Consider the following 11,772-nt stretch of genomic DNA (forward strand, 5'->3'; position numbering starts at 1 on the left):
TAACTACTCTCCCACAAAGACACAAAGGCCCAAAGATTCAAAAAGAAAAATAGAAAAATCTAACCCTTTGTGTTTCTCCATGTCTTCATGTCTTTGTGGGGAGATGGTTTATTTCTGAATCAGAGAATGATTATAAAAGACCAGGATAATTCCTTAGAGAAAACCGAAAGCCTGATGGATACTCTAACTCCTCGACAAATTGTTTCCGAGTTAGATAAATACATCGTTGGTCAAGTCGATGCCAAACGTGCAGTGGCTATTGCCTTGCGAAATCGCTGGCGACGACAAAAACTAAGTCCTGAATTGCGAGATGAAGTGGCTCCTAAAAATATTATCATGATTGGACCCACCGGAGTGGGTAAGACAGAGATCGCCAGGCGGTTGGCTAAACTGGCTCAGTCTCCCTTCCTCAAGGTAGAGGCTTCTAAATTTACCGAAGTGGGTTATGTAGGTCGGGATGTGGAGTCGATGATTCGGGACTTGACCGAATTGGCAGTCAATATGGTCAAGGCAGAAAAACAGGAGGAGGTTAAGGAAAAAGCCAGAGTCCTTGCCGAAGAGAGACTCTTAGATCTTTTGTTCCCGTCTTCTAAACCTTCTGAAGAAACCTCCGCAGTTTCCCCAGAGGACTCTCGAAGCAGTACCCGGGAAAAGATTAGAAAGCTCCTTGCCAGTGGACAATTTGATGACCGATTGGTAGAAATAGAGGTACGAGATCGAACCCTTCCCATCGTGGAGATTTTTTCCAATGCTGGTATCGAAGAAATGGATATTAATATCAAGGATATGCTTCCACCCGGGCTTTTTCCGACACGAACTAAAAAACGAAAAGTAAAAGTATCAGAAGCCAGGAAGATCTTGGAGCAAGAGGAAGCCCAGAAATTGATAGATATGGATGAAGTGACCCGGCTTGCTATTCAGAGAACCGAACAAACCGGTATTGTCTTTATAGACGAAATAGATAAGATCGCAGGCCGAGAGAATTATGGGGGACCGGATGTATCCCGGGAAGGAGTCCAACGAGATATCTTACCCATCGTGGAAGGATCTACAGTTAATACGAAATATGGTATGGTAAGAACCGATCACATTTTATTTATTGCCGCCGGGGCTTTCCATGTCTCAAAACCTTCGGATCTTATTCCGGAATTACAAGGGCGATTCCCTATTCGGGTTGAGTTAGAACCGCTGACAGAAAATGACTTTATCCGAATCTTAACGGAACCTCAAAATGCTCTGATTAAACAATATACCGCTTTATTGGAAACCGAAGGAGTCCGGCTGGAGTTCACCGAAGATGCTATCAAGGAAATTGCATCGGTCGCGGCTATCGTGAATGAGAGAACCGAAAACATAGGAGCCAGAAGGTTGCATACGGTGATGGAGAAACTTTTGGACGAAATCTCCTTCAATGCTCCTGAACTAAAAGAGAAAACAGTCGTTATCGATGCAGAATATGTCAGGACCCGATTGAAAGATATTGTAGAGGATCAAAACCTGAGTCGATATATTCTGTAAATAACTGAACAACCCGGAGGAGCAGGGATAAAAAAATAGTCTCTGTGTCCTCTGGGGTTTCTGCCTCCCGGTTTTTATATACCCCTACTCAGCCGTTCAATCAAGAATACCGGTAGATTTACTTTTCTCATTTTCTGCTGAGTGGTTTGAATATCATAGGGAACCCGTCGAACTTCCACTCTTTTCTTATCCAGATCATAAATTGCATAGGCTGCTGAAGGATTACGATCTCGAGGTTGACCCACACTCCCCACATTTATGATGTAACGGAAGCCATTCCGGATCTGAAGGGTAAAAGCATCTTTTCTTTCCTCTATTAAACGATTCTTATCATCGAGGGCGTAGTAAACGGGAATATGCGAATGACCGATAAAAGAGATAGATTCGGTCATATCTTTTAGATGATAAATTGCATCGGCGGGAGTAGAAATATAATCCCAGTTTAAAGGATTTTTGGGAGTAGCGTGAACGAAAAGAATATGGTTTTCCCTCACAGAAATCTGGTAAGTCTCTAATATTTTCCTGTTCTGATCAGATAAAACATCTTGGGTCCAGAGTATCGCATAGGCTGCATAGGGATTAAAATACTCGAGATCGGTTAAGCCGAGGAGGGCATGATCATGATTTCCCATGATGGTGAAGTTCGTCCGTTCTGCAATAAACTCCACACATTCATTAGGGTTCGGTCCATATCCCACAACATCTCCAAGACAGACAATCTTATCCGAAGGAGAGACTTTTCCTATCTCTTTAAAGACCGCCTGTAAAGCCTCTAAATTACTATGAATATCCGAGACGATAATGTATCTCACGGCTATCCTTCAGGAAACCCCTTCTCTGAGAAACCTGGATTGCTTAATCTGGATTCTTTGAGGTTTTAGATAGGTCCCTGACTCCAGGGCCTGGAGGGGATGGAATATTTTCCGATTTTTTCTTGACCATTGTATGATGAATTTTATCTAAGATACCGTTAATAAAGGCACTGGATTTATCGGTGCTATATTTTTTCGCAATATCCAGAGCCTCGTTAATGGTGACTTTGGGAGGAATTTCGTCTTCATAAAGCAATTCATAAATCGCAAAACGAAGTATATTTCTATCCACAGTTGCCATCCGATCCAGGGTCCAGTTGGTAACATTTTGTATGATAAGTTTATCGATCTCCTCTTTATGTTCCATGACCCCCCTGACCAGGCGACTCGCAAATGCCTGAATCTCAGGAGAATACCTGGTTAAGAACCAGAATTCTGTAAGGGTTTTATCTACCTCCCTAGGTAAAATATCCAGTCCGTATAATATTTTCAGAGCAACCTCACGGGCCTGTCTTCGTACACCCATACTTCTTTTGTTTTAGAAATCCTAGGGAGTTCTCGAACTAAACTCCATTTCTTTAAGTAAATTAACCATCTCAATAGCTGAAAGGGCTGCATCCCATCCCTTATTTCCCACTTTGGTTCCAGCCCTCTCTATGGCCTGTTCGATGTTATCGGTTGTCAAAACTCCGTAAATTACAGGAAGACCTGACTCTAGAGATGCAATAGCGATGCCTTTTGTAACTTCCGAGGCAATATATTCAAAATGGGGTGTTGCCCCTCGAATGACAGCACCTAAACAAATAACCGCATCAAAGCGACCACTCTGAGCCATTTTTTTAGCAATAAGCGGTATCTCAAAAGCCCCCGGCGTTTTGGCAATGGTGATATCCTGCTCATCGGCTCCATTTCGATAAAGAGCATCTAAGGCTCCCTCCAATAAACGCTGGGTAATAAAGTCGTTGAATCGACTCACAACAATTCCAAACCGAAAACCCTCAGCCGATAATTTACCTTCCAGTATTTTAGGCATAATTCCTCGTGGAGCAGTAAACAGTGGGTAGTACTTTGTTTACCCAGTTTTATTTAACTTTTAAGTGGCCCTCACCCCCGACCTCTCTCCCACAAGGGGAGAGAGGAGTTAGGACATGGGCAATTTCCAGGTTCCCTCTTCCCAATGCGGGAAGAGGACTAGAAAAACTACCTCTGAAAACTCTTGTTTTTCCCGACCCTGTTCCGGATCAAGGGGAATAGAACGCGTTCTCAAGGAATCCTGAAGATCACTCCAACTTATTTACCACTCCCTACCTGATAGCCTACCACCTACCGCTTACGGCCCACCGTCTAAAAACCCATGTTCGACCAGGAAAGCCAGATCTATGGAACGCTGCTTAGATTCCGGCCGACCTTGAAGAAGTTTCTCCACATAACGTCCTAAGATATCTGTTTCCAGATTAACCGTATCCCCTACTTTTTTAAAACCCAAGGTTGTTTTGGCCGCAGTAAAGGGTACAATAGCAACCGAAAAACCATTCGAAGAGGTCTGAATAACAGTTAAACTAATTCCATCTACTGCTATTGAGCCCTTCGGTACTATATAACATAGTAATTCTTCAGGAGCTGAAATAGTGAGAAAAATAGTATTTTCCTTAACTTGTTTACTTAAAATTTGACCTGTTCCATCTACATGCCCTAAAACCAGATGCCCACCCAGCCGATCTGTTAACTTAAGAGATCTCTCCAGATTAACCGGGTCGCCACTTCTCAGGTCCTTTAAATTAGAAACCCGCAAGGTTTCCAGAGAGATATCCGCGCAGAAAGTAGACGAAGTAATCTCTGTGACGGTCAGACAAACCCCATTGACCGAGATACTATCCCCTAATTTCATATCTTCGAGGACCGTTTTAGCCCCAACCTTCAATATATAACTATTTCCTCGAGAAATAATTTCTCGAATGGTACCTATCTCTTCAATAATGCCGGTAAACATAATTATCTCTGAAGTAAAAATGTGGGTAAAGATCCGTCTACCTGGGGTTAGGTTATTAAATATGTACATATCCCTCGATCATCACATCTTCCCCCAGCATCCTGGTTTGTATCTGATATAAAGGAATAGCTTCTGAAAGATTTAAGATTCCTTCTCCCCCTACCGGGGTAGGTGCATTCCGACCCCCGATAATTTTGGGAGCAATAAAACAGATGACCTTATCGACCAGGTTTTCTTCAAATGCCGAAGCATTAATCTCGGCTCCTCCCTCGATCAGGAGAGAAGAAATTTCCATCTGACCTAGCTGCTCCAAAACGGATCGAAGAAGGACTTTTCCCCGATCATTTCTTTTAACCGAAAAAACCAAAGCCCCTTGGGCTTCCAGATGTTTCCTTTTCTCCACAGGAGCCGACTCCAGGGTAAAAATCAAGGTTTTTGCTACAGGATCTTTATCTAAAACCCGGGCTTCTAAAGGTATACGCAACGTGCTATCTATAATAACCCGATGGGGGTTACGTCCTGACCGGTTTTCTAAACGAACGGTTAACAAAGGGTCATCTTTTATGACCGTATTAATCCCCACCATTACGGCATCCAATTCACTCCGTAACCGATGAACCCATTCCCGGGATTGCGGACGGGTAATATATTTGGACTCCCCGGACACGGTTGCAATTTTACCATCCAGACTCATGGCCATTTTACAGACAACAAAAGGTTGTCCGGTTGTAATATATTTGATAAAAGCTTCATTTAACTTTCGGGCTTCGTTTTCTAAAATCCCCACCTGAACTTCGATTCCTGCTGCCCGAAGTTCCTGGATTCCCCGCCCCTTTACTTTTGGATTTGGATCTTCCATAGCCACAACAACTCTTCGAATCCCTGCCTGGATAATACGACCGACACAGGGGGGAGTTCTTCCGTAATGGCAACAGGGTTCTAGATTCACATAGAGCGTGGCTCCTTGACTTTTTTCCCCCGCGTCTAGAAGCGCTTCGATTTCAGCATGGGGTTTTCCAGCTTTCTGATGATATCCTCTTCCCACAATTTCCCCATTTCGAACTACGACACTTCCTACCATGGGGTTTGGGCTGGTGCAACCCCGACCTTTTTCAGCCAACTCCAGGGCTGCCTGCATAAATAGAAAATCTTGATGTTCCATAACCGCTGTTTTTTCTGCTTGTGTTTTATAAACTAATTATACATTCTACCCAGGTTCATAGCAAGTTATGCCCGGGTATTGGAACTGTAACAATTCGTTACTAGGAGGCTGAAAGATCTTGGGACAGGGCCCTGGGAGCTCCAAACAGCTCGTTTCTATGGGATTTTACCCTTTATTTGATACGTATAGCATACCCCCCTTACCGTCCGGTTGTATTCTAAGCTAGAAAGAGAATAATCCCGGATTTATTTTTTTATTGACCCGGGTTCGTTCAACACTTTATTCTGATTTAAGTCTGGATTGCAGATTCATCACCATCACAGTTTTACTGTTCCGAGGCGTGCATGGGTAACTTTTCTAAGACAAGAAACGGCAAGTGGTGTGTGCTTGCAGCGGCCGTCTTGTGGGGTACAACCGGAACTGCTCAAGCTTTTGCTCCCCAGGGAGCCCAACCGGCGGTAGTCGGTACCGTACGTTTGGTCATTGGGAGTTTTGCCTTACTGATTCTGGCTGCAGTACGGGGAAAGTTATCTCATCAAAACCGCTGGTCAGTTGTCCCCACATTTTTGGCCGCCGGTAGTATGGCAGCCTATCAATTTTGCTTCTTCAACGGGGTTGCCAGGACGGGGGTGGCCGTAGGGACTATTGTCGCTATTGGAAGTGCTCCCATTTTCGCCGGTTTTCTGAGTTTCCTCATCAACAAAGAATACCCAGAACCGAAATGGATCACAGCAACCCTGCTGACTATTATGGGTTGTAGTTTATTACTTCTTCCTGGGGGTCATGTGATTTTTAATCCTTTGGGTGTAGGTTTAGCGTTGGGCGCCGGAGTTGCCTATGCCATGTTTACAGTAATCAGTAAACGATTACTTAAAGAACACCCCTCGGAGGCTGTGATGGCAATTACCTTCTGTTTGGGAGCCGCTTTACTCTCCCCCTTGCTATTTACTGCCGATTTAAACTGGCTAACACAACCCCGTGGTCTGGCCGTAGCCTTACATTTGGGCTTTATTGCAACCGGAGCTGCCTATGCTTTGTTTGCTCAAGGTTTGATAACCGTTCCTGCAGCCAGAGCCGTCACTTTATCCCTTGCCGAACCCCTTACAGCCGGTACTCTGGGTATCATTGTCCTTGGTGAACGACTTACCTTGTTGGGTATCGCAGGAATTGGATTGATCCTGATCGGATTAACACTCCTTTCGGTGGGAAAAGATTCTCTTTCCATTAGATCCCCTTGACACAGGTCCGACCATGAATAGAAATTTATAAGACAGGAACTGAGCCTAAAATAATTCTTATCGTAACTGTTCATCCTCGTCCCAACCCTCTCCCAAGTTGTGGGAGCTTTTAAGGGTAGGTTTTTTGTAAATATAAATATTAATTGATGGGTGCCCCTATCCTTTCCCCATTCCTTCCCCCTTTTACAAGGGAGATAACTTTGACTGCAACGTTCCTTTCCCCCCTTCCCAGCGTGGAAAGGTCAGAAAGGGGGCCTACTCCCATTCGCTCCTAAAAAACCTACCTCAGAAAGGTTAGGGAAGAGGGCCTGAATAGTTACTCAAAGGAGTAGCCTATGATCTCCGTTGAGGAAGCTAGAGCCATTATTTTAAACCAGATTAAGGTGCTGGGTACCGAGAAGGTCAATTTATTTTCTGCTCTAGGGAGAGTCTTGGCAGAAGATGTCCTGGCTCCTTTCAACATTCCTCCCTGGAATAACACGGCCATGGACGGATTTGCAGTTATAGCTCAAGATACCCGAGGAGCTTCCCGGGAACATCCCATCGTTTTGGAAGTGATTGAAGACCTTCCGGCAGGATATGTAGCCAGATATCCGGTTGGACCAGGACAGGCTATTCGGATTATGACCGGAGCACCTATTCCAGATGGAGCGGATGCAGTAGTTCGAGTAGAAGATACTGAACTCATTGACGATCGGCATATTAAAGTGTTTGTTGAAGTGGAGCGGGATCAGGATATTCGTATGGCAGGCGAGGATGTAAAGCAAGGAACCATTATTTTAGAAAGGGGTACCCTCCTTCGACCTGCCGATGTGGGATTATTGGCCTCTATCCAGCGATCTTTCGTAGCCGTGTATCAGCGACCCGTAGTTGCTATTTTATCTACAGGAGATGAACTGGTAGATATCGATGAACCTTTAATGAAGGGGAAGATTGTCAACAGCAATGGCTATTCCCTGGCGGCTCAAGTCCTGGAGTGTGGAGGAATTCCTATTCAGTTGGGAATTGCAAAGGATACCCCGGAGGATCTGGAAGAGAAATTCTCACACGGACTCAAGGCCGATGTTTTGATTTCTTCAGCGGGAGTCTCCGTAGGGGATTATGATTATGTCAAGCAGGTTTTAAAAAAACTGGGAGCCGATATGCAATTCTGGAAGGTGGCTATGAAGCCGGGGAGTCCTTTAACTTTTGGAATCATAAAAGAAAAACCGGTTTTTGGTCTTCCAGGAAATCCCGTCTCGGCCATGGTGACCTTTGAGTTGTTTGTACGACCCGCTCTTCTGAAAATGAGTGGTCACAAAAAAATATTCCGTCCCCTTCTCAGGGCGATAGCAGAAGAAAATATCAAACCGGTTAAAGGAAAAACCCATTTCGTGCGTGTACGGCTCTCTACAAGGAACGGTCGCTATTATGCTTCTACCACAGGACCTCAGGGTTCCGGAATCCTTCGCTCCATGGCCTTATCCCATGGTCTGGCGGTTATTTCAGAAGGCCAGAACCCCATAAAAGTCGGGGAAGAAGTTCCGGTCATCGTAATGGATCGAAGCTTTGAGGATCGAGAAAGTATGAGCCTTCGTATCGAAGAGACGTTAATGGAAGATAAGCATTTTCATTCCCACGATCCCGGTCATGAAGAATCTTGTTGTTGAGAGGTACCACCCTTGCCCTCTCCGTCAACGAGGAGAAACAGATAACGTGAAATAATGGTAAACCCTTAATTCTACAAACACGCCTTCTAGTTGTATAACTCTGATGAGGGGAATTGAAAGATTTTTATCGCTGATGGAAAAATTTAAACAAACTCGCCTGTTGGTAATCGGGGATATTATGCTGGACGAGTATATCTGGGGAGAGGTTCATCGTATTTCTCCGGAAGCTCCTGTTCCCATTGTAGAGGTTCAGTCTGAGAGCTTCCGGCTGGGTGGCGCAGCCAATGTAGCCCACAACATTCGATCCTTAGGTGGAGAAGTTGTAATTTGCGGGATAACCGGGGACGATTTCATGGGGCAAAGACTTAAGGACCTGCTGAAAGAGATAGGAGTTCCTGTTCACGGGATTTTTCATGAAGAGGGTCGACCTACTACCCTAAAGACCCGGGTTATTGCCCATAGTCAACAAATTGTCCGATTTGATCGGGAAGTTCGGGGAGATGTATCAGAAAGAACAACCCGGCAAGCTTTGGAATTTATAGAAGCCCAACTTCCTGGAGTCGATGCGGTAGTTCTGTCTGATTATGCTAAAGGTATGATCACCGTCAAACTTCTCAGAGAGCTAATTCCTCTGTGTCGGCAGAAGGGAAAAATCATTACGGTAGATCCCAAGATCCATCACTTCCCCGAATATAAAGGAATTACCCTCATGACACCTAACCATTATGAAGCAGGACTGGCCCTGAATATGCAGCTCAAGAGTGAACAAGAAATTATACTGGCCGGAAGGAAACTTCTGGAACAATTAGATGCCCAGGCTATTTTGATTACCAGGGGAAAAGAAGGTATGTCCTTGTTTGAAAAGGGAAATCCCCATGTTTCCCATATCTCCACCATGGCCCGAACCGTCTATGACGTAACAGGCGCCGGAGATACCGTCATCGGAACTTTAACCCTGGCTCTGGCCGCCGGCGGCAGTCTCCTGGATTCCGTCCTCTTAGCTAACCTGGCCGCCGGTCTCGTTGTGGGCAAAATGGGAACGGCTACAGTTACTCCGGAAGAACTCAAAGAGGCGTTAGACAACCTGTAGATGGCTCGTACATCTTTCCATTCAGAGATGATTTCTATATAGATTCCTATATTCGTATCCTGAGTTATTAACCTTTTCCCTTTTCTCTTCCAGCAGGCGGAAGACTTTGTTAAAGAATTGCTCCTACAGGGCATGGATTCTGCAAATTTCCTAAAGCCAATTCAATTGTTTCTTCCTGGATTACTATCCTTCAAACATTTAGCCTATATTACTACACTGTTTACTTAGTTTTGGCTTAACTTTTAAGTGGCCTTTACCTCCCCCCCGACCTCCTCCCGCTTCTCCCTCCCTGTCCACGGGGAGGGAGAAGCGGGAGGAGGTCGGGGGGGAGGAGCCGAGGGTGAGGGCAGAGAGTTACATGGAATTAACTTTATAAGATACAATCCAATTGGTCGTGGAAGGGATTAAATCGTTAAAAAAAAGTCGTCATAACGAAAACATCATCTTTTCTTAACCCTTTTTTAAGGAAAACATGTTACCGTGAAATAGCCCATAGATAACATTACTTAAAAAGACTGGAAGGGAGCTTAATTATGCCAAAACAACGTTTTACTTCAATTATATGGAAAACCCGAATCTGGGTATTTCTTTTTTTAGGTTTATTCATTTTCATCTCTTTTTCTGATCTTGTAGCTCAAACTTCTATCTCGGAGTCTGGGATTACAAAGCCGGAATATCTGGTTTTGATAGTTCTAGATCAGTTAAGACCAGAACATTTAGATCGGTTCCATATGACCAACTTGAAGGCTCTCCAGCGGGAGGGAACTTTCTTTGGGAATGCCTATGTGGGACACATGACCAGTTTAACCGTTGTCAGTCATCCGGTCATCACTACCGGACTCCTTCCCAAACACCTTGGTTGGGCTGATGGCATCTTGCGGGATGAAGCTGGAACCCTGGGTAAAAGGGAAGCTTACCACCTTACCATGGAGTTAAAGAAAGATCAATATTTTCAACTTCTGAAAAGCTATGGAGTTCCTTCCCTTCCCGATCTCCTTCATCAATACAAGGGGGGTAAAATCGTAGCTGTTAGTGTAAAACCTTATGCTGCTTATAGTTTCGGTGGCCCGGGTACCGATATTATTATCACCTTATCCGGTAAGTATAAATCGGATTCTTATCCGGGATATCCGGATAGCACTTATGCGGATCTGGTAGGATGGCGGGGTCCTGTAGGGGTTAATGTTCCTTCTTATATTTCACAACCCATCGGGGGACGCTTCTATCTGGATTCCAGAAATACCTATGGAACCGAAGGGAATATTTATCCTTTGGATGGAAATCGTTTCGTTCCGGGGTTGGATCCCAATCACCTGGGCGGAGATATCTGGGCAACCGATGTGGCTTTATCGGTAATGCGAAATGAGCAAGATTGGCGGGCCATTTTGATTACCTTGGGGGGTATCGATAAAGTGGGACATATGTTTGGTACCCTTACCGATACCCAAATCTCTCTGGATCCTCTTATGAACATGATTCATATGCCTAATATTGCTCGAGTTGCCGATGAGCAGGTTGGCAGAATTGTTCGGGAGTTAAAAGCCCAGGGAAAGTACGAGAAAACCCTTTTGGTCGTCACAACCGATCATGGGGCTCAGCCTGCAGATTATTTTTACGGCGTAATGAAGCCTGGGCGGAGTGGTGAAAATTTGCATTACGGACGGGCCGAAAATGGAGTCTATCTTTCCCCAAGCCCCGTCCTGGAGCCTTTAATTCAGACCCAGAATATCGACTTCAGTATCCAGGACTCAGCCATTCGCGTATGGCTGAAGGACCGATCTGAACCTAAGCTAAAAGAAGCGGCCAAGGTAGTTCTAACCTTGCCGGGGGTTATAGCGGCTTATTATAAGATTTCTGAAAACGGCGTTTTTCAATACCGTCTAGGGGGAAAAGACTTTGCCGGACTGGATATAGATCAACGCCAATGGTTTGAGGAACACACCGAGGAACTCCTCGGTACCATGGTGGCTCCCTATGCCGCCGATGTGGTGGGTGTACTTAAAAATCATGTGAATTATGCCATGGTAGGAGAACACGGTGGGCTTCAAGAACCCGTCCAAAGAATTCCTTTACTTTTCGTCGGACCCAATGTTCCTCGTGGAGAGGTTTCCAAAGCACCTGCACGGTTGGTTGATGTGGCTCCTACCATCTTGTCCCTCATGGGAATCGAAATACCTGAGAAAATGGATGGAAAAGCGCTGTTTTAGCTCATTGTCCATGGTTTTTTGTTGGTTGTATCGAAAGGACCCAATCAGGCTCTATAAGAACAATCTGTAGGGAACCGGTTAAATGGGTCATCCCTTTCCAGATTGA

General features: G+C 44.9%; 10 protein-coding genes. 5 read left to right on the forward strand and 5 right to left on the reverse strand.

Features of this window, described 5'->3' with window-relative positions:
• Positions 1–126: 126 nt before the first annotated feature.
• Positions 127–1,518 carry an ATP-dependent protease ATPase subunit HslU gene (hslU, locus tag VNM22_01525; GenBank protein ID HWP45817.1) on the forward strand — a complete coding sequence of 464 codons (1,392 nt, stop codon included), beginning with the start codon at positions 127–129 and terminating at the stop codon, positions 1,516–1,518.
• 74 nt (positions 1,519–1,592) lie between these two features.
• On the opposite strand, the gene VNM22_01530 is transcribed toward hslU, so the two are convergent.
• The 5 genes from VNM22_01530 to ribD all read right to left on the reverse strand — a co-directional run bounded on the left by VNM22_01530 (position 1,593) and on the right by ribD (position 5,482).
• Positions 1,593–2,330, reverse strand: a complete 738-nt coding sequence (locus VNM22_01530) for a metallophosphoesterase (protein ID HWP45818.1) — start codon at positions 2,328–2,330, stop codon at positions 1,593–1,595.
• A 43-nt stretch (positions 2,331–2,373) separates the two neighbouring features.
• Positions 2,374–2,856 (reverse strand): transcription antitermination factor NusB, encoded by a 483-nt coding sequence (gene nusB / locus VNM22_01535; GenBank protein ID HWP45819.1) that lies wholly within the window; start codon positions 2,854–2,856, stop codon positions 2,374–2,376.
• Positions 2,857–2,877: 21 nt separating this feature from the next.
• Positions 2,878–3,363: a 6,7-dimethyl-8-ribityllumazine synthase gene (ribE, locus tag VNM22_01540; GenBank protein ID HWP45820.1), complete on the reverse strand. Its 486-nt coding sequence runs from the start codon at positions 3,361–3,363 to the stop codon at positions 2,878–2,880.
• 297 nt (positions 3,364–3,660) lie between these two features.
• Positions 3,661–4,320: a riboflavin synthase gene (locus VNM22_01545; GenBank protein ID HWP45821.1), complete on the reverse strand. Its 660-nt coding sequence runs from the start codon at positions 4,318–4,320 to the stop codon at positions 3,661–3,663.
• A 55-nt stretch (positions 4,321–4,375) separates the two neighbouring features.
• Positions 4,376–5,482: a bifunctional diaminohydroxyphosphoribosylaminopyrimidine deaminase/5-amino-6-(5-phosphoribosylamino)uracil reductase RibD gene (ribD, locus tag VNM22_01550; protein HWP45822.1), complete on the reverse strand. Its 1,107-nt coding sequence runs from the start codon at positions 5,480–5,482 to the stop codon at positions 4,376–4,378.
• A gap of 344 nt (positions 5,483–5,826) precedes the next feature.
• Here ribD and VNM22_01555 point away from each other — a divergent pair, with 344 nt between their 5' ends.
• From VNM22_01555 to VNM22_01570, 4 genes are all read left to right on the forward strand, one after another.
• Positions 5,827–6,720 (forward strand): DMT family transporter, encoded by an 894-nt coding sequence (locus VNM22_01555; protein ID HWP45823.1) that lies wholly within the window; start codon positions 5,827–5,829, stop codon positions 6,718–6,720.
• Between the two features lie 335 nt (positions 6,721–7,055).
• Positions 7,056–8,369: a gephyrin-like molybdotransferase Glp gene (gene glp, locus VNM22_01560; protein HWP45824.1), complete on the forward strand. Its 1,314-nt coding sequence runs from the start codon at positions 7,056–7,058 to the stop codon at positions 8,367–8,369.
• 133 nt (positions 8,370–8,502) lie between these two features.
• Entirely contained in the window at positions 8,503–9,459 is a 957-nt protein-coding gene (rfaE1, locus tag VNM22_01565) for a D-glycero-beta-D-manno-heptose-7-phosphate kinase (GenBank protein ID HWP45825.1), read from the forward strand.
• Between the two features lie 533 nt (positions 9,460–9,992).
• Complete coding sequence (locus VNM22_01570; GenBank protein ID HWP45826.1) at positions 9,993–11,666, forward strand: alkaline phosphatase family protein; 1,674 nt, start codon at positions 9,993–9,995, stop codon at positions 11,664–11,666.
• Positions 11,667–11,772: the final 106 nt, after the last annotated feature.

It is taken from the genome of Candidatus Limnocylindrales bacterium (assembly GCA_035559535.1).
Taxonomy (GTDB): domain Bacteria; phylum Moduliflexota; class Moduliflexia; order Moduliflexales; family JAUQPW01; genus JAUQPW01.

What these genes read in the sequence shown, in the direction of transcription:
- rfaE1 (HWP45825.1), top strand. Translation starts at nt 8,503, where the DNA reads ATGGAAAAATTTAAACAAACTCGCCTGTTGGTAATCGGGGATATTATG.
- hslU (HWP45817.1), top strand. Translation starts at nt 127, where the DNA reads ATGATTATAAAAGACCAGGATAATTCCTTAGAGAAAACCGAAAGCCTG.
- VNM22_01555 (HWP45823.1), top strand. Translation starts at nt 5,827, where the DNA reads ATGGGTAACTTTTCTAAGACAAGAAACGGCAAGTGGTGTGTGCTTGCA.
- VNM22_01570 (HWP45826.1), top strand. Translation starts at nt 9,993, where the DNA reads ATGCCAAAACAACGTTTTACTTCAATTATATGGAAAACCCGAATCTGG.
- glp (HWP45824.1), top strand. Translation starts at nt 7,056, where the DNA reads ATGATCTCCGTTGAGGAAGCTAGAGCCATTATTTTAAACCAGATTAAG.
- VNM22_01545 (HWP45821.1), bottom strand. Translation starts at nt 4,320, where the DNA reads ATGTTTACCGGCATTATTGAAGAGATAGGTACCATTCGAGAAATTATT.
- ribD (HWP45822.1), bottom strand. Translation starts at nt 5,482, where the DNA reads ATGGAACATCAAGATTTTCTATTTATGCAGGCAGCCCTGGAGTTGGCT.
- nusB (HWP45819.1), bottom strand. Translation starts at nt 2,856, where the DNA reads ATGGGTGTACGAAGACAGGCCCGTGAGGTTGCTCTGAAAATATTATAC.
- ribE (HWP45820.1), bottom strand. Translation starts at nt 3,363, where the DNA reads ATGCCTAAAATACTGGAAGGTAAATTATCGGCTGAGGGTTTTCGGTTT.